A 23,777-nucleotide genomic window follows, 5' to 3' on the forward strand; every position below is an offset into this window, starting at 1 on the left:
AGGTGTTGTATAGGCAAAAAACACTACTGTATAGTTATTAAATCTCTATAATGTAGTTAGATAAGCTTTGTTCGTGGTCTAATTCTAACTTTTTACGCAAACGATAGCGCTTAACCTCTACACTTTTATGTGAGATATTTAGAAGTGGTGCTATCTCTTTAGAAGACAGGTTTAATCTTAAATAAGCACACAGTCTTAAATCATTTGGAGTTATAGTTGGATGAAGTAATTTTATTTTCTTCATAAAGTCCTTGTCCACATTATTAAAAGCCTCCTCAAACAACTCCCAATCATTTGTGTCATTAATGCTAGAATTAATTAGCTTAACCACTTTATTAACTTCAGCTAGAGATTTACTTTTAGACAACTCAGTCTTTATACTATTTAATAACTCATTTCGTTTAACCACGTTCATGGTTGCCATTCCAAGCTCTCGATTTTTGTTATCAATATCTTGTTGTAAGTTTTTGTTTTTAAACTGTATTAATTTACGCTGGCTTTCTAATTGCTCCATCTTTAACTGTCTCTCCTTCTTCTCAATAAGTATTTGTTGCTGTTTTTTGTAATGTTTTTTATTAAAATAGTACAGTACATATATAAAAAGTAAAACAAATACAACGTAAGAAATTATAGCCACTGGTTTAATATACCAAGGTTTTTCTATAGTAAAGGAATAAGACAACATGTTATTTGAAACAATTCTATCCGTCATTGCCCTTGCCTCAAAAGTATAATCTCCATGTTGCAAATTTTTAAAAAACACCTCCGAGCTACTAGACCAATTGCTCCAGTTATCATATATCCCAAGCAACCTATATTGATATTTGGATGAGGAAAGCTTATTAAAATTCGTTACGCTGTAATTAAACTTAATATTGTTAATTTTATTTTTAAACTCAGTAGACCCAACTAAGTCTAATGGTAATAGTTTATTAGGATCTTCTCCATAGTCTATACTATTTAAGTTGATATCTAAAGCCTCGTGCTCTAGTTTGTTCAAATCAACAATTAGAAACCCTTCGGTTGTTCCAATTAAATACTTGTTATTTGATAAATCTAGTATGTTTTCATAAGCTGTTTTACTTTTACGCAACTCGCTAGAAATAGGTATAATATTAATTTTTGGCTCAGTAGATAATTTTCCAGGTTCTATGTAAATGATCGCATCATTAGAAAACGCCCAAAGCTTATTACCTTCAATATCACTAATAAGTTTACCTGAAACATAATTTTCTCCACTAATCAACTTACTTAAAACTACATCTTTCTTAAAGTTTTCATTTTTAGCATCATAATTAAAAACACCTTCTTGAGTACTATAAAGAATTTTATTATGATAACTTTCAATACTCGATTTAATACCCTTATTAACAGATATCTTTTTATAGCCTATTATTTTTTGAAAATCTTCATCAATCTTAATCTTATAAACTCCTTTGTACTCATGACTCACCAATAATTCATGAGAATTAATCAATTCAAAATATCTTGAAGAGATATTAAATCCTTCTATTTTATTCCTGTATTTCCAAGTGTCACCAACTTTTTCTAAAATATTTAAACCTTTATAATTACCTTGAATCAATAGATTAGGGTAACCATCTATCTCTTTGACTGACCAAGTTCCTATCTCACTAGAAATTTGTTCTGCAGTCGTTTTATTAACTAAAAACGTTCCTTTATCATGACCACAAAACAAATCCCCTTGCACAACAGCCAAACTCCATACCTGCCCTTTTGTACCTTCAATTAAACTAAACTTTTCATTAGTATCTATAAGCTTATAAAATAAACCCTGATTAGTACCCAAATATAAATATTCGTCTGTTTTTGCTGCTGCATAAACGGTCCCTAAAACCCCCTGATTATCTACATAAATCTTATAGAGCGAATTAAAATTAATAATATTTATGCCATTATCTAAACCCAACCAAATATTACCATAACTATCATTTTTTATAGACAAAATAGTATTATTACTCAACCCATCGGATTGATTAATAGTCAATAATTCTTTACCGTTTATATCTACATGAACAAGTCCATTTGCAATAGTACCCAGTAAAAAACTTCCATCACTTAGTCTAATACTGCAATAAATAGTTAAATCTGGCAATATACTATCTGGGTGTTGACTAACAGGTTTAATCTCTCCTTTACTAAATTCATAAAAGCCATGTTCTTTTGTTTGCAATAACAAGCCAGAGTCTAAATTAAAAATATTAACTAATTCACTATCCTCTAGAGCTGCTCTTGAAATCACTAAGGTTTGTTCTCCGTTTTCAATCCTAAAAACACCTATTTCCGTTTTTTGAAAATAAATAGTTTCTTCTACTTTAAACATTTTATTGATTCTGGAATCAGAGCCTATAATATCAAAACTATTTTCTGCAATATTATAAATGTGAATTCTTTCAAAAGACTGGAATAACACATAGCCTTCAATATCAATAATCCCCCAAAAATCTTCATCCTCCTTTATGGAAATTTTCTTATTATCTGTTAAAGATGTATATAACAAACGACCTTGCTTATTTTTGGCCCAATACCCAAAATCCATATAGCCTCCTGTATATATTTTATCGCCTACAACTTTTACTGATCTTAAGATTCCAGTATTAGGTGAATTATAAAGTGTCCACGAAGCTCCATTATACTCTAACAGTCCTTTGTTATTAGCAACATATATATAGTTGTTTTCCGACTGATCAATTCCCCAATTTTGATCTTCAGCACCATAATCTTGAGGTGTAAATATTTGAATAGGTGGAATTTCTTGAGCATGACTAGCTGTGGAAATAATGACAACTAATAAAACGTAGAATACACTTTTGATTAAATTCATTTTGCCTAAAATCTATAGAAGTTATATCTAGTCTATAAAAAACTAAATTCATATGTGTTAAGGCTCTAATATAACTAAATAAACGTATCCGACAAGTTGTGTAGTGGTAACTATTTAACATGTATGGTCATACTTTATCAATTTAATAATCATATTAAATTAATTTATATTGGAAATTTAACAACCGACAGAGACTTTGTTTACAAGGGATATATGAATAGTTTTATCCTTGTTTTATATTTTATGAGACTATAGTTGACGAAATTTTTAAATGTTTAAAAATTAATGAAGCGCTTAAAAATTTAGAAGGATCGGACTATTTAGAAGTTCTTAATTTAGATAGAAGTCAATTCTTATAGTTGGGTTCCGTTTTTGTTTTAGCTTAACTAATATTACAAATTATGGACTTGAAATTTATACGACACAAAAGCTGTATAAATTATGAAAGCGAAAAAAAACCGCAATGGATTTAATTTATTATTTAAAGATGGAATAGAGTAATAAAAAGCATGAATAATCAAAGGAATTGACCTCGCTTAGTTTCTCCCTCAATAAGTAGAGAACAGAGTATCCGAAAGCCTGAATTGCTTTTTTTTGTTTTAAAAACACACATGAAAGCTAGTTTTCGTTATATTTTTAAAACAAAAAAGCCGAAAACTTTCGTTTTCGGCTTTTCATCTGTACTGAAGACGGGACTTGAACCCGTACGTCCTAATGGACATTGGATTTTAAGTCCAACGTGTCTACCAATTCCACCACTTCAGCGTCTTGATTACAGACTGTAATCAACTTGGTATTTTATATGATCAGAGCGAAAGATGGGATTTGAACCCACGACCTCCACCTTGGCAAGGTGATGCTCTACCCCTGAGCTACTTTCGCAATTTTAATGAACATTTTCGCTCTGTAAGCGGATGCAAATTTAAAATTTAAATCTTAAAAGCAAAGCCTTTTTTGAAAATATTTTATTTTTTTTACACTTGCTTATTTTTCAGCAACATTCGCTTAATTTCATTGAGTTTCATTAAGGCTTCAACAGGTGTTAACGTATCAATATCTGTGTGCAAAATCTCATCCTTAATCTCCACTAATAGAGGATCATCGAGGTTAAAGAAGCTTAATTGTAGATCGTCTTTTATACTTTTTACCTTATCTGTTAGCTCTTCGCTCGAATGTGATTTCTCTAATTTAGATAAAATTTTATTTGCGCGCCTAATCACTTGTTGTGGCATTCCTGCCATTTTTGCTACATGAATACCAAAACTATGTTCACTTCCTCCTTCAACTAGTTTTCTAACAAAAAGTACATTGTCTTTTAACTCTTTTACGGCAACATTGAAATTTCTTATACGACCAAACGTCTCTGTCATTTCATTTAACTCGTGGTAATGCGTCGCAAAAAGTGTTTTTGGCTTAGAAGGATGCTCGTGCAGGTATTCGCTAATGGCCCAAGCGATAGATATACCATCATACGTACTCGTTCCTCTTCCTATTTCATCTAACAACACCAAACTTCTATCTGATATATTATTAAGAATAGAAGCGGTTTCATTCATCTCTACCATAAACGTAGATTCTCCCATCGAAATATTATCACTTGCTCCTACTCTCGTAAAAATCTTATCTACTAAACCAATCCTCGCCTCTCCTGCAGGCACAAAACTTCCTATTTGAGCCAACAGTACAATTAAAGCTGTTTGTCTTAAAATAGCCGATTTACCAGACATGTTTGGCCCCGTAATCATAATGATTTGCTGAGACTCTCTATCTAAGAACAAATCATTAGCAATATAAGGCTCACCGATTGGTAATTGTTTTTCTATTACGGGATGACGACCATCTTTTATTTCTAAATCGTAGCTATCATCGATTTGTGGATATACATACTTATTCGACTTAGCCAAACTTGCAAAACCACATAAACAATCTAATTGCCCAATAAGCTGTGCATTTTGTTGCACCGAAATAATAAACTGATGCATCCAAGTTACTAAGTCTGCAAATAACTTCTGCTCAATAGCCAAGATGCGTTCTTCAGCGCCTAAAATTTTTGACTCGTACTCTTTAAGCTCTTCTGTAATATATCGCTCAGCATTCACTAAAGTTTGCTTACGAATCCATTCTTCCGGGACTTTATCTTTATGCGAATTTCGAACTTCGATATAATAGCCAAAAACATTATTTGAAGCTATTTTTAAAGATGTAATGCCTGTGCGCTCACTTTCGCGCTTCAACATAGTATCTAAATAGGTTTTTCCAGATTGTGATAAACCTCTCAGTTCATCTAACTCTTCTGAAAAACCCTTAGCAATTGTACTCCCTTTTAAAATATTAACTGGAGCTTCCTCATTTAAAGTCTCTTTTATTTTATCCCGAAGCAAATCACAGCGGTGTAAATTATCACCCAATACTTTTAAAGCTTCGTTCTCGCAAGTTTCAGCAACCGACTTTATAGGTACAATTGCTTCTAAAGAGTTTTTAAGTTGAATCACCTCACGAGGACTCACCTTAGTCGTTGCTATTTTTGAAATGAGACGTTCAATATCTCCAATTTGTTTTATCTGTCCTTGAACCTTATTCAAAACAGCGTCATTTTCTAACAAATACTTCACCACTTCATGGCGTTGCTTTATTTTCTCTGCATGCTTTAGAGGTAATGCTAACCAACGTTTCAGCATACGTCCACCCATTGCAGAAATGGTCTTGTCAATGACATTAATCAATGTAACCGCATTCACATTGGTAGAATTATATAATTCTAGATTCCGAATGGTGAATTTATCCATCCACACATAATCATCCGTTGCAATTCTCGAAATCGTAGCAATATGCTCTAACTTATTATGACGTGTTTCCCCTAAATAGTGAAGTATTACGCCTGAAGCAATAATCCCTTCATACAAATCTTCAATTCCAAAACCTTTTAATGTCTTCGTATTGAAATGTTTGGTTAATGTCTCATGTGCATAATCGGCTTGAAACACCCAATCTTCCAGATAAAAGGTATGAAAATCATTCCCGAAGGTTTCAGAAAACACTTTTCGACTTTGTTTTGAAATTAAGACTTCACTTGGATTGAAATTCTGAAGTAGCTTATCAATATATTCTGCATTTCCTTGAGACGTTAAAAACTCGCCAGTTGAAATATCTAAAAATGCCACTCCTATGCGTTGCTTTTCAAAATAGACAGCTGCTAAAAAGTTATTCGATTTTGAATGTAGAATATCATCATTAAAAGCAACTCCTGGTGTTACCAATTCTGTAACTCCACGTTTTACAATGGTCTTGGTCTGCTTCGGGTCTTCTAACTGATCACAAATGGCAACACGCTCACCTGCTTTTACCAATTTTGGTAAGTAGGTATTTAAGGAATGATGCGGAAAACCGGCTAATTCAATTTCACTTTCGCTACCAGCACCACGCTTGGTTAAAATGATGTCTAAAATTTTAGACGCTTTTACAGCATCGCTACCAAAGGTTTCGTAAAAATCACCAACTCGAAATAACAATAGTGCATCAGGATATTTAACCTTGATGGCATTATACTGTTTCATTAACGGTGTTACTTTTTTTGCGGATTTTGCCAATGGGAATCTAGTTTTAAGTTCTATTTTTGCCTTGAATATGTTCAGAATTGCAAGTTTGCTAAATTACTTATATTTTGAGGTTTATTGAAACCGAAGAACTAGAAGTTATTTACAGATGTTGATAATTATATTCTAGACCTGTCAGGTTTTAAAAACCCAATAGGTCTCTTAAGAAACTAAGATGCGAAAACTAAAAACGAAGAATTAGACAGATTAGAAGTTTCAGAATTTAAAGAAGCGAAAAAGACGCCTATAATTATTATCCTAGATAATATTAGAAGTCTCAACAATATCGGTTCCGTATTTAGGACAAGTGATGCGTTCTTAATCGAGAAAATTTATCTCTGCGGCATTACTGCTCAACCTCCACATAACGACATTAGAAAAACGGCTTTGGGAAGTACTGAAACTGTAGATTGGGAATATGCAGAAAACACTTTAGATGTTATTAAAAAATTAAAAACAGAAAACGTAAACATCTGTTCTATTGAGCAAGCTGAAAACGCAACCATGCTCAGTGATTTTAAACCTCAACCCACTGAAAAATACGCCTTTGTATTTGGTAATGAAGTTAAAGGTGTTGACCAAAACGTAGTTGATGCAAGTAATGTTGTGATTGAAATCCCGCAATATGGCACTAAGCATTCATTAAATATTTCTGTGAGTTGTGGTGTTGTGGTTTGGGATGTGTTCTCGAAATTAAAATCTTAGAATATAACATCACTGTCATTCCTGCGCAAGCAGGAATCCACTTTAAACTAATACTTACAGATTCCTGCCTACGCAGGAATGACAAACAATGAAAAAGAGCGCAAAAACACCTTGGCCCACAAAAGATGCTATGCAACAAGTCTATGACCTACATCTTTGGGGTGGAAAAGACTTTGATTTTTACTCAGGTGATGGTTCTCATAACATTAAAATCGTTGAACCTTATATTGATAGTATCACTACGTTTTTAAAATCGCAGAACAATCCACTAACCGTTTGTGATTTAGGTTGTGGTGATTTCAATATCGGAAAACAACTCACCAAACACACTAAAAACTATATTGCGATAGATATTGTTGACAATCTCATTGAAAGAAATAAAGCCTTATTTAAAGAAGACCATTTAGATTTTCAGTGTCTAGATATTGTAAAAGACGAACTTCCCAAAGCAGATATTGTTATTCTGAGACAGGTTTTACAACATTTATCTAATGCTGAAATCCTAAAAGTAGTTGAAAAATTATCCAATTATAAATTTGTGATTCTTACCGAACATCTACCTCTTGGAGAGTTTGTACCTAATAAAGACATTATTTCGGGACAAGGTATTAGAATCAAAAAAAATAGTGGTGTTAATGTATTGGAAGCGCCTTTTAAATTGGAAATTGTTGAAGAACAAAAATTATCCGAAATCTTTCTAGATGATAATAAAGGAAAAATTGTTACGCTGCTTTTTAAAATTATGCCACGAAGCTCCACAAATAAAGCGCAGAGATTAACATAGGATTTATCGTAAATATTTCAATTTATTTCGAAAAGAACGTTTAATGTTATCAAATAAAACTTCAATCAACTGAAAACTGTGACTGTGAATAAAACTTTGTGACTGCCTACTGAACACTGCTTACTGCCTACTGAACACTGCTTACTGCCTACTGCCTACTGCCTACTGCCCACTGCCTACTGAAGCATCACTAATCTCTCCCAACAACCACAAATAATCGGCACGAGACTTCACAAAATCTTTATTCGAAATATCAATAATCTTAACATGCATCTCTTGTTGACTTTTTAAAAATTCAAGATAACCAGCATTAATTTTTTCGAGATAATCGTCTTTGATGTCTTTTTCGTAATTACGTCCTCTTTTCTTTATGTTGGCTTGTAAACGCTCTGTATTTTGATAGAGGTAAATGTACAAGTCGGGCTTGGCAATGTCTTTATAAACTTGATAGAACAGTTTTCGGTACAATCTAAATTCGTCTTCAGGTAAGGTTATCTTCGAGAAAATTAAAGATTTATAAACGTCGTAATCACTCACCATAAAATCTTTAAACAAATCGAGTTGCGATAAATCGTCACTAATTTGCTGATACCGATCTGCTAAAAATGACATTTCTAAAGTAAACGCGTAACGCTCTGGTTGTTTATAAAATTTTGGTAAAAATGCATTGTCTGCAAACCGCTCTAAAATTAATTTAGCATTAAAATCATTAGCTATCTTATTGGCTAAACTTGTTTTACCTGCACCAATATTACCTTCAATAGCAATGTAATTATAATCTTTAAAAGCGTAGGATTCCCTAGGATTCTTCAACCAAATATTTACAGACTCAATTTCAGAATTGTCAGAACAATTAGCAAATAAAACTTCTATTGTTTTTTTAAAACAGGATGTTCTAATTCTTTAGCAATATCTAACAGTGGTTGCAAAACAAACTTACGATTTTGTATTTGTGGATGCGGAATGACTAAGGTTTTTTCTTCAAGAATCTCATCTTCAAAGAATAAAATATCTAAATCTATTTCTCGAGACTCATAACCTTTGGAGGCCTTAGATTTCCTCCCTAGCTCTACTTCAATAGCCTGAAGCTCTTTAAGAACTCTCTTCGGTTTTAATTCCGTTTCAACTGTAATACAAGCATTAAAAAAGTCATCACCTTCAAACCCAAAAGCAGGTGTTCTATAAACTTTTGATATCTTTTTTATAGCACCAACACCGTCAAAAACAGCATTAACGGCAGATTGTAAATACTGCAATTTATTGCCCTTATTGCTTCCTAAGGCTATATTAATGGTTTTAGTTGGTTTCATAGTTTTATACCAGTTCTCATTTAAAATAACGAAAATAAAACACCCTTTTTCCCTTTCTACTTCAACATAAAACTAAACCGTAGCTAAAACTATACTTTATTTTTCTATCTCGTATTAAGAAAAAAAATCATCATTTTCTTCTTTAGCAATTTCAAACAAGAGCTGCTATTGGCAAAATAACTAAAACAAATTTTATAACTTTACCTTTACCAAAACTATTTATTAACCATTTTCAATGTCATTAAAAGACAAGCTTTTAGCCCAACGTATTTATTTCTTACTTGGTGGACTTTTTATTACGTCACTAGTCGTTTCAAATTTAATATTTCAAAAATTCTTTTATTGGCATCCTTTTGAAGTCGAAATTTTTGGGTCAAAACTATTTGAGATTTCAGTTGGTATATTACCTTATCCCATTACATTTCTAATTACAGATTTAATTAGTGAGATTTATGGCAAAAAACGTGCTAACGACATTGTGGTGGTTGGTATTTTTGCTTCACTATTTTCACTATTAATTATCTATACAGCATCAAATGTACCTGCTACAGATTGGTCTTATGTTGATGATGCGATGTTTAACCAAGTCTTTGGAAACACATCGCTTGCTGTTTTTGCGAGTATGATGACCTATTTATTTGCTCAGTTTGTGGATATTCAAATTTATCATTTCTGGAAACGATTGACCAAAGGCAAACATCTTTGGTTACGTAATAACTTTTCTACCTGGTTTTCTCAATTTATAGACACCTTTACTATTCTATCTTTACTTTGCACATTCGGAATTATAGATTGGACAAATTTTGCAGGCTTATTGATTAGCGGCTTTATTTTCAAAGTTTTAGTCGCGTTGTTAGATACACCATTTTTATATCTTGGAGTCTATTTATTTAGAAAGCGTTTCAGGCTGAATGTAAATGAGGAAATAAATTTATTATAACTATTAATCAAAACATTAAAATCTTCTTAAACTTATCGATATTAGCATCTTTTATACGGAATTTTGCGTATATATGAAGAAGCTATTTAAAACCCACAAATACTAATTATGAAGAAAGTCCTCAAAATTGTTGGAATCATTTTACTCCTTTTTATTGCGATTCTTATTGCTATCCCATTTGTTTTAGAATCTAAAATAGATACCATTGTTCAAAACTATGCAGATGAAAACTTAAACGCCGAACTAACTTTTGACGATATTAGTTTAAGTCTTATAAGTAGTTTCCCTAAAGCAGAAGTGAGTGTCGATAACTTGAAAATCGTCAATCGCGCACCTTTTGAAGGAGAAACTTTAGCTACAGCAAAGTCATTATCTTTTGAGATGGGCATTATGCAATTATTAAAAGTCACGGAAGAACCTCTAGAAATCAACGAAATAATAGCCAACGAGCTACTTTTGGTTTTAAAAACCAGTAAAACTGGTGCTGTAAATTATGATATTGTAAAAGAAAGTGACACTGAATCTACACCAGTAGAAACAGAAACCTCTAGCGGTTTTAGCTTTGACATTGACAACTACGAACTTAATAATAGTGCGTTTACCTATATTGACGACACCTCAAACATCGCATTTTATCTTACCGAAATTAACCACAAAGGAACTGGTATATTTTCTGGAGGTAAATCTGAACTAGATACCAACACAGAGGCCAATGTTACCTTTGCTATGGATAGTACTGAATACCTAAGTAATAACAGCATCAAATTAGACGCGCTTATAGACTTAGATTTAGACCAACAGAAATATACATTTAAAGAAAACAAAGGATACATCAACGCTTTACCATTAGAATTTGATGGTTTTGTACAGTTGGTTGAGGCTGGACAACAAATAGACATCACATTTAAAAACCCTGAAGCGTCATTCAAAGATTTCTTGGCTATAATCCCAAAGGCTTATGCTAAGGATATTGAAAATGTAAGCACTACAGGCAACTTCACCGTTAATGGTATTATAAAAGGATTGGTTTCAGAAGAAACAATTCCGACCTTAGATATTAATCTAAATTCTAGTAATGCATCATTCAAATTCCCTGACCTTCCAAAAAGTGTTCGGAATATTTCGATTGATGCTTCTATAAAAAACACAACAGGTAATGTGGACGACACATTTGTAAACATCAACAAACTGAATTTTCAAATAGATGAAGATATTTTTAAATCTGAAGCTTCTATTAAAAATCTTACTAAAAACATGTTGGTTGTGGCCAAATTGGATGGTGTTTTAAATTTAGCAAACATCACCAAAGCCTATCCTGTTGAATTAGAGAATGAGCTAAGTGGTATTTTAAAAGCAAACGTTAGCACGTCTTTTGATATGGATGCTATCGAAACCAACGCCTACCAACGTATTAAAAACGTAGGAAGTGTGTCCTTATCTAACTTTGTGTTTTCTTCTGATGACATTTTAAACCCTATTCAAATCAACAAAGCAGACTTAACCTTTAAGCCAGGTACAGTAAGTTTAAATAATTTTGATGCTCAGACAGGCAAAAGCGATTTCACCGCTACAGGAACCATTAATAATTTACTAGGTTTTATGCTGAGTGACAAAAACTTAGAAGGTAATTTTAATTTGAATTCCAATATATTTGCCCTTTCAGATTTTATGTCTGAAGATACAACGACAACGGAAACTTCAAATAAAACAAATGAAAACACACCTGCAGCTGAATCTCTTAAGATTCCTGCCTTTTTAGATTGCACCATTACGGCTAACGCTAAAACAGTGATTTATGATAATCTTAATTTAAAAAATGTAAAAGGGCAGTTAATTATAAAAGATCAAACAGCTAGTCTTAAAAACATGACCACAGATATTTTTAATGGTCAATTAGGAATTTCTGGTAATGTATCCACTAAATCTGCAAAACCAAGTTTCGATATGAAATTAGGAATGCAAAACTTTGACATATCACAATCATTTAAAGATTTAGAAATGTTGAAGGCTTTAGCACCAATTGCCAAAGTATTACAAGGAAAATTAAATTCTACCATTGATATCAGCGGATTTTTAGACGAAAGCTTTTCTCCAGATTTAGCAACGATGTCGGGTAGCGCATTGGCTGAAATTTTAACAGACAAAGTAGACACGAGTAATAGTCCTTTGCTTACTAGCTTAGATAGCAAATTAGATTTTATTGATTTCAGTAAATTAGATTTAAAAGACATTAAAACTAATTTAAGCTTTGAGAATGGTAGTGTTTCCGTAAAACCGTTTACTATTAATTACAAAGATATTCCTATTGAAGTTTCTGGTTCTCATAGTTTTGCAAATACGATGAATTACAGTGCTGTTTTACAAGTACCAGCAAAATACTTAGGAAGCGAGGTGAATCGTTTAATTGGCAAAATTAATGACAATGAAGTTAATAATCTTACGGTTCCTATAACGGCACATATTGGAGGCACATTTGCGAGTCCTAATATTCAAACGGATTTAACGTCTGGAGTTTCAAGCTTAACCAAACAATTAATTGAAATTGAAAAACAGAAATTAATTGGTCAAGGAAAAGACAAAATCAATGATTTATTAGGAGGTATTTTAGGCGGTAATTCAACAACTAAAACCGATTCTACTAAAACCACTGTAGTTGATAGTACTAAGCAAACTAACCAAGATAAAGTTAAAGAAGGCGTTAGTAATATACTAGGCGGACTCTTAGGTGGAAAGAAAAAAACAGATACCAAAAAAGAGGCCGATTCAACCAAAAATTAAGATACAAACTGAAAAATTACTCAATTTCTCCCAATTTATGTTAATAAATGTGCTTTTATTTGCTTTTCTTAATAATTAGATTACATTGAAGGTTCACTAAATTTCAAAAGAATACATGAGGCAATTAAAAATCACCAAGCAGGTAACTAACAGAGAAGACAAATCGTTAGATAAATATTTACAGGATATTAGTAAAATTCCTTTGATTACTGCAGATGAAGAAGTCGAGTTAGCACAGCTTATTCGAAAAGGTGATCAAGCTGCATTAGATAAATTAACAACGTCTAACCTTAGGTTCGTTGTTTCAGTTGCAAAACAATATCAAAACCAAGGTTTAAAGTTACCCGATTTAATAAATGAAGGTAATGCTGGTTTAGTAAAAGCAGCTAAACGTTTTGATGAAACTAGAGGTTTTAAGTTTATTTCTTATGCTGTTTGGTGGATTAGACAAGCTATTTTACAAGCTTTAGCAGAACAGTCGCGTATTGTTAGGCTACCATTAAATAAAATTGGCACCATAAATAAGATTAATAAAGCATTTTCTCATTTAGAGCAAATTAATCAAAGACCACCAAATGCAGATGAGATTGCTCGCGAATTAGATATTAGTGTTCGTGAAGTAAAACAATCTATGAAAAATTCTGGTCGTCATTTATCAATGGATGCACCATTAAAGGATGGAGAAACATTCAGTTTGTATGATGTTGTAAGTTCTGGTGAATCACCAAGACCTGACATGGCTTTAATGAAAGAGTCTTTAAACACGGAAGTTGAACGTGCACTAGAAACACTAACTCAAAAGGAAAGTGATGTCATTCGTTTAAATTTCGGAATTGGAGATCAACCTCCAATGACACTTGAAGAAATAGGTAGTATTTACGATTTAACTCGTGAGCGTGTAAGACAAATTAGAGAAAAAGGGATTAGAAGATTAAGACATGCGAGCAAGAGTAAAATCTTAAAAACATACCTAGGTTAAAAATAAATTTCTAAAACATTGAATTAATTTTTATTTTCAAATAGTTAGCATATATTTGCCGACCATTTGCAAGAAATAGTTAACAAAAATATATCGATATAATGATTAAAATCGAAATCAAAGAAGGAGAAAATATAGAACGTGCACTTAAGCGTTACAAGCGTAAACACAGAAATGTGCAAATTATGCAAAACTTAAGAGAGAAGCGTTATTTCGCAAAACCTTCTGTTAAGAGAAGAAGAGAAGTTCAGAAAGCTGAATACATTCAAGGTTTAAGAGACGCTGAAAATATATAAACATTATATTTATATAACGTAATACTAAAGAGTAGCAATTTATGCTGCTCTTTTTTTATACAATAATTTCTGATTACTATAGATTTTCATTTTATCTTGAAAAACTATTGAACTCGTAAAAACATAATTTATGCCAATAATAAAAGCCGTTAGAGGAAAACACCCTCAAATCTCAGAGGATTGCTACATCGCAGAAAATGCAACTATAGTCGGAGACGTTACTATAGGAAAACAATGTAGTATATGGTTTAATGCCGTAATTAGAGGTGATGTGCACTATATAAAAATGGGGAACAAGGTAAATATACAAGATGGTGCAGTTATCCATGCTACGTACCTGAAATCGCCCACGACCATTGGCAATAATGTTTCTATAGGACATAACGCTATAGTACATGGTTGTACTATAAAAGATAATGTACTCGTTGGTATGGGGAGTATTATAATGGACGATTGTATTATAGAAAGCAATAGCATCATTGCAGCAGGAGCTGTAGTAACTAAAAATACTGTGGTAGAATCTGGAAGTATTTATGCTGGTGTACCAGCCAAAAAAGTTAAGGCTATTAGCAAGGAATTAATCTCTGGTGAAATTGATAGGATTGCGAATAACTATGTAGAATATTCTAGTTGGTTTAAGGAATAAAGGCTAAACCGCGTTAAACACTTAAAATTGAAGCTTCAATCGCTTAATTAAATCTTCAATACTAGAAAGCTCTTTTAAAGCTTCAGAATTTAGAACTGTTGAAATTTGCTGATCTTCTAATTTTAAAATCGTTGGATAAATCATATTTACACTTGGAAATGTAGTTTCAAATTCATCCTTGTGATAGAATTCCATATCAACCTTACTTTGTGTTCTAAAATTCTTCCAAATGCTGTTTTCTGCAAAGGCATTATGCGTTAATGCACATAAAGAACATTTATACGTCGACGGACTTATTAACTTGTGTCCTGCTTCAAACAAAGCATTCAATTTTCCTGAGTTAGCATTATAGACAAATAGTAATTTCATGTATGCATCTTTATGTTTAAGACTTTTAATGCGCTTCGCAATTTATAAGTCCTTTGACAGATAACGCCTTTAAATCTAGCGTTTCATAATGCATTAGTAGATATTAAACAGAAAACCTTACTAGAAATCTAAATAAGACACCTCAAAATTATAATCTAAAATTGAATTTAAGACTGCTATATCTCCATTGGAGAATAATTGAATTATGGGTTGATTACCAGAATCATTAAATAAACCAAGTGCAGTTAATACAGTTTGTGTCTGTTTTGCAACTGCTCTACCTGAATCAATAATTTTTACATGCTCAGGAAGCATTTTAGTAAGCATAGGAATGAGGTAAGGATAATGAGTGCATCCTAGAACCAAGTAATCTATATTCTGCTTTAACATAGGCTCTAAATAGATATCTAAATACCCCTGCATTTCTTTAGAATCAATTTGACCGGTTTCAATCAACGGTACAATACCTTCACCTACTTGTTCTATGATTTTAATGTCTTTAGAATATAAGTCAGTAGTTTTATGAAAAAGCTGACTGCTTAAAGTGCCTTTGGTTGCTAGAATACCAATAGCTTTGGTTTGTGTATTTAAAGCCGCTGGTTTTATAGCAGGTTCAATGCCAATAAATGGAATATCATAATTTTCTCGAAGGTAATCTATTGCATTTGTAGTAGCCGTATTACAAGCCACCACAATAATTTTACACCCTTTTTTAATAAGAAATTCGGTGTTCTTAACGCTTAATTGGATAATTTCCTCTTCTGGCCGGTTGCCATAAGGTGCGTTTTTACTATCTGCTAAGTAAATACAATTCTCATTTGGCAATAGCGCATGTATCTCCTTAAAGATAGATGTACCTCCAATTCCAGAATCGAATATACCAATAGGACTATTACTCATAGATACAAAGTAAAAAGTCGCTTAATAATAAGCGACTTTCTAAATAATTATTTTTTAATTAGAATTACATTCCTAATTGCTTTTTAACATCTGCCATAAGATCTTTACCATCTTTAACAATCAGCATTGCTGAGTCAAAAACATATTGAATACCTTGCGCTTTAGCTACTGTGTTGATCGCCTTATCTGCTTTCTCTACAATAGGTTTTAAAAGATTAAATTCTTTCTCTTGTAAATCTTTTTGAGCTTGTTGTTGGTATTCACCTAAACTTTGTTTGATACCTTCAACCTCTTTCATACGATCCATATTAGTCTGCTCAGTCTGAGTTTCAGCTTCAGCATTATACTGCTTAAGCTTAACGTCTAATTCCTTTAATGACGTTTGAATTGTTGCTTCATAAGTCTTACTTAGCTTATCAATTTCAGTTTGAGCTTGCGCATAAGCAGGCATCGCTTTAATTAAGTCTTGCTTATTAATATGTGCAACATTGTTTTGAGCAGAAGTTAAACTTGTAGCTCCTATAAAAAGTACTGCTGCAAATAATAAAGTTTTTAAATTTTTCATTTGATTTTAATTGTATTACGTGTTATAAATTGTTAATTATTGTCTTCGTTTTTCTTTGCTTTAGCAATAGAATCGTTCCTCTTTACTTGTCTTTCACGATCTTCACGTGCTTTTAAACGTTGTTCTATTATTTTCTTTTTTCTTTCCTCTAATTCCTTTTGGCGCGCTTCTCTATCTTTTAATTTTTGAGCGCGTTCGTCTGCTGCTATTTCTGCAGCTGTTAAAGGTGTTTTAGAATTGATACTATCTTTTTGTACTGAGCCTTGTGCTTTAGTACTGTCTGTTTTAACTACTGGTGCCGTTTTAGTTGTACTATCTTTTACAACAGTTTTAGCCTCCTCAGTAGATCCAGATCTTTTATTCTTCTCGTCAATTACTTTTTGACGACGCTCTTCAGCTTCTTTTTTCTTAGCATCTCTCAATGCTTGTTGCGCTGCACGTCTATCTTCAGTTGCCTTTTCACGTTCTGCTCGCTTATCAGCTAATTCTTTTTCACGGTTTGCTTTAAGGTCCTCTAATGCTTGCTGACGAGCATCTTTACCCGTATCTACGACAGGTACAACTTCCTCGTCTTCTAATTCTTGACGTTCCTTCTTACTTTTAGCTTGCGATCGCTTAGACGTACGAGTAATAGTTCTTAAAACTTGCTCACTCATATCATAACGTTCAGCAGAGTACAACATTACAACATCTGCAGATTTATCAAAAACAAAATCGTAACTTTTAGTTTCTGCTATTTCTTGCACAGCTGCGAAAATCTGATCTTGGATAGGCTCAATTAACTGACGCTTTTGAATCATTAAATCTCCATCAGGACCAAAACGTTTTTGTTGATAATCTAAAACCTCAGCTTCTTCAAAAGTGATGTCCTCAAAACGTTCATCATACAACTCCTTAGTTAAAAGAACACTTTCGTTATCTAGCTCTTTCTTTTTTTGCGCTATAGCATTTAATTTGGTTTCAATTTCAGTCTTCCAATCTTGCACCTTTTTATCTAACTGAGAAGATGCTTCTTGATATTCTGGCACATTTTGTAAAATGTACTCAGTATCAATGTAACCAATTCTTACACCACGCTGTGCATTTACACTAAAGCTAACAAGGCCTATTATTATTAATAAAAAAGAACTTTAAATTTCATCATTTTTGTTTTTATGTTTTGAGACATTTTATTTGTAAAACTCAATGTGTTATCATTTTAGTGTTACTAATCTTCAAATTTAACGAAATATATTCTTAAAAATTTTAACAACATGATGAAATCCTTGTTTAGCTATTAGAAAATATCGTGCCAAACTTAAAATTGTTGTCCGATTATGAAGTGTGTTTCCCAATTTTTAACCGCCGTTCCATAAGGAGATTCATCAAACGCATGACCGAAATCTATACCAAGTAAACCAAAGGCTGGCATAAATATTCGTAACCCAAAACCTGCAGACCTCTGAAGTTTGAATGGATCATAATCCTTAAATTCATTTACAGATGTACCTGCTTCTAAAAATGAAAGTGCATATATTTTAGCTTGTGCACCTAAAGTAATAGGATAACGTAACTCTAATGAGAATTTACTATAAATTGAACCACCATCTTGAGAAGATAATGATTGATTAGGATAACCACGTAGTTGAACAACTTCTCTTCCATCTAATGAAAAGTTACCTAAACCATCACCACCGACAAAGAACCTTTCAAAAGGAATAACTCCTCTATCATTATTATAAGCTCCAAGGAAACCAAATTCTACACTAGGACGTAAAACTAATTTTTTAGTTAATGCTTGGTACCAATCCGCTTTAAATTTAATCTTATAAAATTCGAGCCATTTAAAACGTTCTTGGTCAATTTCAGCTATTCTTAATTGCGCATCGTTATAAGCTGCAGTTTCCTGTAAGCTAGGACTAGAATTATTTTGAAAATCACTAATAATTTCGCTTTGATCAGCTCTATCGTCTTTTAAATCTCCATAATCTACACCATTTACTAATGAATATGGGAATGAAAATTTAGCAGAAACAGAAAAACTAGAACCACCCGTTGGGAAAATAGGATCATTGTAAACGTCACTTCTACTTAAACCAATAGTGTATGATAAGTTATTTGAGGTACCATCTCCAAAAGTAAATAAACCTGTGTTATAATTTTGAAGATCATAATGCTGGTAACTGATAGCCTGAGACAATAGAAAGTAATCATCTGGTTCTGCTAACCTTGTTGAAACACCAAAGGTTAAACCTGTAATATTAAAGCTTTTCTCTTTATCAGCACTCCCTGTTGACGAGTCGTATAAAAATTGTCTCGAATGTGACAGCGAAGATGATAATTGATATGGTTTTTTACCACCAAACCATGGTTCACTAAAAGAGAAACTATAGGTTTGAAAAAACTGACTTGCCTGAAGTCTTAATGCTAAACTTTGACCATCTCCTCTCGGCACTGGCTTGTATGCCTCTCCATTAAAAATATTTTTTATTGAAAAGTTATTGAATGACAAACCTAAGGTACCAATAAAGCCACCTCCACCATAACCACCTTGTAGTTGTATTTGGCTAGAACCTTGTTCAACTAAAGAATATTGTACATCTAAAGTTCCATCTACAGGATTTGGGTTTTTAATATCTGGTACAATTTGCTGCGCATCAAAATATCCTAATTGCCCAAGTTCTCTAATTGTTCTAATAATATCAGACTTTCTATATAATTCTCCTGGACGTGTTCTTATCTCTCTGTAAATAACATGATCATTAGTAACATCATTACCTACTACAGTTATATTGTTATAATAAGCCGGTTTACCTTCAGATATACGAATTTCCATATCTATGATATTACCTTCTGCACTTACCTCTACAGGATTGATCGTAGAGAACATGTAACCAAAGTTTTGGTAGGCATTTGTAATATCATTTGCATCTGGATTACTGTCATCTGCAATACGTTCTCTTAATTCTACACCATTATAAGTATCACCTTCTTTTATACCAAGTAAGTTAGATAATTGCTGATCTGAATAGATAGTATTTCCAACAAAAGAAATTTTACCAAACGTGTATTGCTCCCCTTCTTCTACTTTAATATCTAAACTAATTGTTTTTTTATCTAAATAAGAAATAGAGTCTGATATAATTCTTGCGTCACGGTAACCGTTCTCTTTATAATAATCTACAACACTTATTAGATCTTCTCTAAAATCGTCTTCAATATATTTAGAACGTTTTAAGATTCGAATGAAGTTCTTTTGCTTCGTGCTCTTCATAGCTTTACGAAGCTTCTTATCCACTATCTTATCATTGCCTTCAAAATTAATGGTCTTAATCTTTACTTTTTCACCTTTATCAATAGCAATACGCATGTCAACACGCTCTTTCTCTACGGAGTCAATAACTTCTGATGTAATAATCCTAACATCTGTATTTAGAAACCCTTTTTTTCTATACTTATTAGTAAGGTAGTTCTTTGTTGTTGCGATAAGGTTTTCTGTAACTTTCTGACCAGACTTAAGTTTGTTCTCGTCAATAATTTCGTCCTTTTTACCTTTCTTAACTCCTTCTATTGTAAGATCTTTAAGTTCTGGCAAATCACTAAGGTGAATCTCTAAATTTGCACTCTTACCGGCTATGTCAGTTATATAAATATCTATACTACTAAATAAGTTAGATTTCCACAATGTCTTTACTGCATTAGCGATTTTCTCACCACCTACTTGAATCTCTTCATCCTTTCTAAGTTTAGAATAGGCAATAATAGTTTGTGCACTAAAATTAGTGTTACCAGTAACGTTAATCTCCTTAATTAAATAGGTTTCTCCTCCCTCTACTTGAGCGTAACTGCTAAATGAAATTGTAAAGAGGAATGCAACACAAAAAAGTTTAATATATGACTTCAATATTGCGGTATTAGGTAAGTTGTTCGCTTGTTTTTCCAAATCTTCGTTCTCTGTTTTGATAGTTTATGAGTGCCTCATATAGATTTTCTTTTGAAAAATCTGGCCATAAAACATCTGTAAAATATAGTTCTGCGTAGGCTATTTGCCATAGTAAAAAATTACTGATACGTTGCTCACCACTTGTGCGAATAAGAAGGTCAACGTCTGGTAAATTTTGCGTGTAAAGATGCTTATTAATAATTGATTCGTCAATACTTTCAGAAGAAATTATATTATTTTTAACTTTAACTGACAATTCTTTAATAACATTAACAATTTCTTCACGAGAACCATAGCTCAAGGCTAAAGTTAATGTCATATTAGAATTATTTTTAGTTTTTTCTATAACACCTAAGAGTTCTTGATGTGCTTTTTTAGGTAAATCATTTAGATTTCCAATAGCACATAATTTAATATTATTGTCTTGAAATGTTTTTATTTCTTTCTTTAAAGATTTAACTAACAGCCTCATTAAGGTTTGCACCTCTAGTTTAGGTCTGTTCCAGTTTTCTGTAGAAAATGCGTAAAGCGTTAAGTTCTTAATACCTAACTCTGCACAAGCCTCAACAGTTTGTCTAACGGATTTTGTGCCATTTTCATGACCAACAACGCGCATCAATCCTTGTTGTTTTGCCCAACGACCATTACCATCCATAATAATTGCTAGATGCGCAGGAAGTTTCTCTTTATTTATTTGTTCTTTTAAACTCATTTTAAAAATTGCAATAGCAAGGTCTTCTACCAAAAGTGTAAGTTAATGTAATTCCGCTAAACATATACCAATCGTTATTATTAGTATTTCCAAAACTTAACGCTTCTCTGTCTTTAGAATCTGGTACACTTCCGTCTAATTCATCAGAAAAAGTATAACGTGCTCCAATTTCTCCAGCTAAAACGAACTGATTGGCTATACGCGTTTTATAGCCTAAAGCCATAGGAATTCCTAATGCCCAACTATTTGTGTTTTCCGATATATAATCACCATTTGTTAAAAAATAATAATTATCGTGATTAGTAAATGTAATACCAGAATATAAGTAAGGTGTTCCTTTTGTATCAATAGAATGAAGGTCGAAATCGAAAAAGGTAAATTCCATACCTGCTGAAATCTCAATAATACTCGTATCAAATTCATAGTCTCGCTCTTTCCGTCTTGGGTCATCAGAATCACGATCAATACCTTTTAAGTCTGAAAAAATGACTGAAGCCCTAAATGAATGTCTCGCACTTCGGTTCCATTTTGCTAAAAAACCAAATGCTGCTTGATTTGGAGCGATGTAATCTGTAGCTCCAACGTCACCAATAAAATTACTTCCACCTGCAAATACGCCAACCTCATAAATCTGAGCGCCAACATTTTTAGGTATAAAAGTGCACAATAAAAGCAGAAAAAAATACTTCATAGAGTTTTCAAAGTTTGCAAATATAACAATTCTGATTTGTGCGCAATAATTTGACACAAATAGTCTTACAGATAAACAGTTTTTGAAAGTAATTATTGTACAAACTAACTTTAGTTACGACGATCTTCGCCCCAAAGTAATTTTTTTCTGAGCGTAGCAAGAAAAGTTTCATCTAATAATTCTACCATTTTTATAACGAAGTTCGCTTTTTTAACGGTTACTGTAGTCGTATTAGAAAGTGTTACAATCCTAGAGTCTAACGACATCAAGAATTGATCTTCCCTTCCATTAACCCTAAGTGTTACTGTTGTGCTATCTGGAAGAATCAACGGTCGCGCACTTAAATTATGTGGTGCAATCGGAGTCAATGCAAAATTCTTAGCATCTGGTGCAATTACTGGTCCACCACAACTTAAAGAATACCCTGTAGATCCTGTGGGAGTTGACAAAATAAGACCATCTGCCCAATATGATGTTAAGAACTCATCGTTAAGGTGGGTTTCTATGGTGATCATGGACGTAGTATTCTTTCTACTTATCGCTATTTCATTAAGTGCGAAATGCGTGTTTACAATATCCTGATGCTTAGGATCGGTTGAAACACTTAATAATGAACGTTCGGAAATTTTATAATCCCCATTAAAAATTTCTGTTAATGCGGTTTGTATATCAGCGATTTGTATGGTTGCTAAAAAGCCTAAGCGACCTGTATTAATACCAACAACAGGTATACCCAAATCTCCAACGTACGTAATAGCCCTTAAAATAGTACCATCACCACCAACACTAATTAATAAATCAAAACTAGTATCTAACTCATTAAACGTCGCTACTTCAATATTGTCTTTTACAATCGTCTTTTGAGTATCCAAAAACTCACGTTCTATAAACACTTGAGCTTGTTTTTTCAATAAAATATCTACTAGTTTTTCAACGGCTAGTTGCGTAGTCTCTTTTATGTAATTCTGACCGTAAATTGCTACTTTCATGTGTTTATATTTATTATTTCTCAATGGTCACATGTTGTTCTTTATTAAACATTCTTTTAGCCAACAAAACGTTGAACATGCTAGGTTTCATCATTACATGTTTAGATATTTATCTAGATATTTCGAACGCTCTTTTAACGTTTCAATGTAAGAATCATCTTCATGCCCAGAAACAATATTATAACTGTAGCGTCTAAACGATTGAATAATTTCATTAAGACTCGTATTACTTATTTTTAAAGTCACTCTTGCTAAATCACCTTCTATTTTAGAAACAAAGGCACCCAGAAGTTTAGTGTCGTTAGACTCTACAATCTGGCTGATTTCACTAAATGAATAATCATTAATCCCCTTTTCTACAATTAAAATACCACCTGGTTCAGCAAAAAATGGTGTTTCATTAAACAAATGTATAATATCATTTAACTCGTAATAACCAATATATTTATTGTTTCTATCCAATATAGGCATTATGTTAGAGTCGTTTTGAGCAAATGCTTCTAATACATCTAACCAAATTGTGGTAGGTCTCACAAAAAAACCTTCAATAGCATAGTTACAATCTCCAATAGTCTTAGCACCTTCAAAACAATGTGCATCCTTTTCAGAAATGCACCCCATATAAACCCCATCATTTTCAATAGGAATATGAGAATACGTTAACTGATTAAAGAGTAATTTTAAATCACCTACTTTATCAGTTATACCTAGCGGTTTAATATCATTTATTATATAGTCTTGAAGCTCCATTAA

The 23,777-nt window shown here is 32.6% G+C and carries 17 protein-coding genes, 2 tRNA genes and 2 pseudogenes; 7 read left to right on the forward strand and 14 right to left on the reverse strand.

What is annotated here, in order from left to right; genetic code table 11:
- Positions 1 to 37: 37 nt before the first annotated feature.
- The 4 genes from ADIWIN_RS15410 to mutS all read right to left on the reverse strand — a co-directional run bounded on the left by ADIWIN_RS15410 (position 38) and on the right by mutS (position 6,432).
- Positions 38 to 2,845, reverse strand: coding sequence for a helix-turn-helix and ligand-binding sensor domain-containing protein (locus ADIWIN_RS15410; protein ID WP_020895550.1), 2,808 nt, complete (start codon positions 2,843 to 2,845; stop codon positions 38 to 40).
- A 681-nt stretch (positions 2,846 to 3,526) separates the two neighbouring features.
- Positions 3,527 to 3,610, reverse strand: a tRNA-Leu gene (locus tag ADIWIN_RS15415).
- Between the two features lie 45 nt (positions 3,611 to 3,655).
- Positions 3,656 to 3,727: transfer RNA gene (locus tag ADIWIN_RS15420), tRNA-Gly, on the reverse strand.
- A gap of 92 nt (positions 3,728 to 3,819) precedes the next feature.
- Positions 3,820 to 6,432, reverse strand: coding sequence for a DNA mismatch repair protein MutS (mutS, locus tag ADIWIN_RS15425; RefSeq protein ID WP_020895551.1), 2,613 nt, complete (start codon positions 6,430 to 6,432; stop codon positions 3,820 to 3,822).
- 186 nt (positions 6,433 to 6,618) lie between these two features.
- On the opposite strand from mutS, the pseudogene ADIWIN_RS15430 reads away from it, so the two are divergent.
- Both ADIWIN_RS15430 and ADIWIN_RS15435 read left to right on the forward strand, forming a co-directional pair.
- A pseudogene (locus ADIWIN_RS15430) lies at positions 6,619 to 7,143 on the forward strand (RNA methyltransferase); the annotation flags it as partial.
- A gap of 88 nt (positions 7,144 to 7,231) precedes the next feature.
- Positions 7,232 to 7,927: a class I SAM-dependent methyltransferase gene (locus ADIWIN_RS15435; RefSeq protein ID WP_051155483.1), complete on the forward strand. Its 696-nt coding sequence runs from the start codon at positions 7,232 to 7,234 to the stop codon at positions 7,925 to 7,927.
- Between the two features lie 162 nt (positions 7,928 to 8,089).
- Here ADIWIN_RS15435 and folK read toward each other — a convergent pair.
- Positions 8,090 to 9,237: pseudogene (folK, locus tag ADIWIN_RS15440) on the reverse strand (2-amino-4-hydroxy-6-hydroxymethyldihydropteridine diphosphokinase).
- 235 nt (positions 9,238 to 9,472) lie between these two features.
- On the opposite strand from folK, the gene ADIWIN_RS15445 reads away from it, so the two are divergent.
- The 5 genes from ADIWIN_RS15445 to ADIWIN_RS15465 all read left to right on the forward strand — a co-directional run bounded on the left by ADIWIN_RS15445 (position 9,473) and on the right by ADIWIN_RS15465 (position 14,876).
- Entirely contained in the window at positions 9,473 to 10,177 is a 705-nt protein-coding gene (locus ADIWIN_RS15445) for a queuosine precursor transporter (RefSeq protein ID WP_020895556.1), read from the forward strand.
- Positions 10,178 to 10,285: 108 nt separating this feature from the next.
- Complete coding sequence (locus ADIWIN_RS15450; RefSeq protein ID WP_020895557.1) at positions 10,286 to 12,955, forward strand: AsmA-like C-terminal region-containing protein; 2,670 nt, start codon at positions 10,286 to 10,288, stop codon at positions 12,953 to 12,955.
- 115 nt (positions 12,956 to 13,070) lie between these two features.
- The gene (locus ADIWIN_RS15455; protein WP_020895558.1) at positions 13,071 to 13,934 is read left to right on the forward strand and encodes a sigma-70 family RNA polymerase sigma factor; all 864 of its coding nucleotides are present in this window, start codon (positions 13,071 to 13,073) and stop codon (positions 13,932 to 13,934) included.
- Positions 13,935 to 14,035: 101 nt separating this feature from the next.
- Positions 14,036 to 14,230 (forward strand): 30S ribosomal protein S21, encoded by a 195-nt coding sequence (rpsU, locus tag ADIWIN_RS15460; protein WP_020895559.1) that lies wholly within the window; start codon positions 14,036 to 14,038, stop codon positions 14,228 to 14,230.
- Between the two features lie 130 nt (positions 14,231 to 14,360).
- Positions 14,361 to 14,876: a gamma carbonic anhydrase family protein gene (locus ADIWIN_RS15465; RefSeq protein WP_020895560.1), complete on the forward strand. Its 516-nt coding sequence runs from the start codon at positions 14,361 to 14,363 to the stop codon at positions 14,874 to 14,876.
- Between the two features lie 21 nt (positions 14,877 to 14,897).
- Here ADIWIN_RS15465 and ADIWIN_RS15470 read toward each other — a convergent pair whose 3' ends face one another.
- From ADIWIN_RS15470 to ADIWIN_RS15510, 9 genes are all read right to left on the reverse strand, one after another.
- The gene (locus ADIWIN_RS15470) at positions 14,898 to 15,245 is read right to left on the reverse strand and encodes a hypothetical protein (protein ID WP_020895561.1); all 348 of its coding nucleotides are present in this window, start codon (positions 15,243 to 15,245) and stop codon (positions 14,898 to 14,900) included.
- A 120-nt stretch (positions 15,246 to 15,365) separates the two neighbouring features.
- Complete coding sequence (gene murI / locus ADIWIN_RS15475; protein WP_020895562.1) at positions 15,366 to 16,145, reverse strand: glutamate racemase; 780 nt, start codon at positions 16,143 to 16,145, stop codon at positions 15,366 to 15,368.
- A 64-nt stretch (positions 16,146 to 16,209) separates the two neighbouring features.
- Positions 16,210 to 16,710 carry an OmpH/Skp family outer membrane protein gene (locus tag ADIWIN_RS15480; RefSeq protein WP_020895563.1) on the reverse strand — a complete coding sequence of 167 codons (501 nt, stop codon included), beginning with the start codon at positions 16,708 to 16,710 and terminating at the stop codon, positions 16,210 to 16,212.
- A gap of 32 nt (positions 16,711 to 16,742) precedes the next feature.
- A complete protein-coding gene (locus tag ADIWIN_RS15485; RefSeq protein ID WP_020895564.1) occupies positions 16,743 to 17,738 on the reverse strand; it encodes an OmpH/Skp family outer membrane protein in 996 nt (331 codons plus the stop codon).
- A 269-nt stretch (positions 17,739 to 18,007) separates the two neighbouring features.
- Complete coding sequence (gene bamA, locus ADIWIN_RS15490; protein ID WP_040757591.1) at positions 18,008 to 20,632, reverse strand: outer membrane protein assembly factor BamA; 2,625 nt, start codon at positions 20,630 to 20,632, stop codon at positions 18,008 to 18,010.
- Positions 20,604 to 21,344 (reverse strand): undecaprenyl pyrophosphate synthase, encoded by a 741-nt coding sequence (gene uppS / locus ADIWIN_RS15495; RefSeq protein ID WP_020895566.1) that lies wholly within the window; start codon positions 21,342 to 21,344, stop codon positions 20,604 to 20,606. The genes bamA and uppS overlap by 29 nt, the downstream gene beginning before the upstream one ends.
- Before the next feature lies 1 nt (position 21,345).
- Positions 21,346 to 22,035, reverse strand: a complete 690-nt coding sequence (gene porG, locus ADIWIN_RS15500; protein ID WP_020895567.1) for a type IX secretion system protein PorG — start codon at positions 22,033 to 22,035, stop codon at positions 21,346 to 21,348.
- Positions 22,036 to 22,145: 110 nt separating this feature from the next.
- Complete coding sequence (locus ADIWIN_RS15505; protein WP_020895568.1) at positions 22,146 to 23,024, reverse strand: NAD kinase; 879 nt, start codon at positions 23,022 to 23,024, stop codon at positions 22,146 to 22,148.
- A gap of 93 nt (positions 23,025 to 23,117) precedes the next feature.
- Complete coding sequence (locus ADIWIN_RS15510; protein ID WP_020895569.1) at positions 23,118 to 23,774, reverse strand: CBS domain-containing protein; 657 nt, start codon at positions 23,772 to 23,774, stop codon at positions 23,118 to 23,120.
- Between the last annotated feature and the right edge of the window lie 3 nt (positions 23,775 to 23,777).

Origin of the sequence: Winogradskyella psychrotolerans RS-3 (assembly GCF_000427335.1) — a bacterium.
Classification (GTDB): Bacteria; Bacteroidota; Bacteroidia; order Flavobacteriales; family Flavobacteriaceae; genus Winogradskyella; species Winogradskyella psychrotolerans.

Bases quoted from the DNA above. Each gene is read 5' to 3' on its own strand.
- ADIWIN_RS15505 (WP_020895568.1), bottom strand. From the start codon at position 23,024: ATGAAAGTAGCAATTTACGGTCAGAATTACATAAAAGAGACTACGCAA.
- ADIWIN_RS15435 (WP_051155483.1), top strand. From the start codon at position 7,232: ATGAAAAAGAGCGCAAAAACACCTTGGCCCACAAAAGATGCTATGCAA.
- murI (WP_020895562.1), bottom strand. From the start codon at position 16,145: ATGAGTAATAGTCCTATTGGTATATTCGATTCTGGAATTGGAGGTACA.
- ADIWIN_RS15510 (WP_020895569.1), bottom strand. From the start codon at position 23,774: ATGGAGCTTCAAGACTATATAATAAATGATATTAAACCGCTAGGTATA.
- ADIWIN_RS15470 (WP_020895561.1), bottom strand. From the start codon at position 15,245: ATGAAATTACTATTTGTCTATAATGCTAACTCAGGAAAATTGAATGCT.
- rpsU (WP_020895559.1), top strand. From the start codon at position 14,036: ATGATTAAAATCGAAATCAAAGAAGGAGAAAATATAGAACGTGCACTT.
- ADIWIN_RS15455 (WP_020895558.1), top strand. From the start codon at position 13,071: ATGAGGCAATTAAAAATCACCAAGCAGGTAACTAACAGAGAAGACAAA.
- ADIWIN_RS15450 (WP_020895557.1), top strand. From the start codon at position 10,286: ATGAAGAAAGTCCTCAAAATTGTTGGAATCATTTTACTCCTTTTTATT.
- porG (WP_020895567.1), bottom strand. From the start codon at position 22,035: ATGAAGTATTTTTTTCTGCTTTTATTGTGCACTTTTATACCTAAAAAT.
- ADIWIN_RS15465 (WP_020895560.1), top strand. From the start codon at position 14,361: ATGCCAATAATAAAAGCCGTTAGAGGAAAACACCCTCAAATCTCAGAG.
- ADIWIN_RS15480 (WP_020895563.1), bottom strand. From the start codon at position 16,710: ATGAAAAATTTAAAAACTTTATTATTTGCAGCAGTACTTTTTATAGGA.
- ADIWIN_RS15445 (WP_020895556.1), top strand. From the start codon at position 9,473: ATGTCATTAAAAGACAAGCTTTTAGCCCAACGTATTTATTTCTTACTT.
- ADIWIN_RS15410 (WP_020895550.1), bottom strand. From the start codon at position 2,845: ATGAATTTAATCAAAAGTGTATTCTACGTTTTATTAGTTGTCATTATT.
- uppS (WP_020895566.1), bottom strand. From the start codon at position 21,344: ATGAGTTTAAAAGAACAAATAAATAAAGAGAAACTTCCTGCGCATCTA.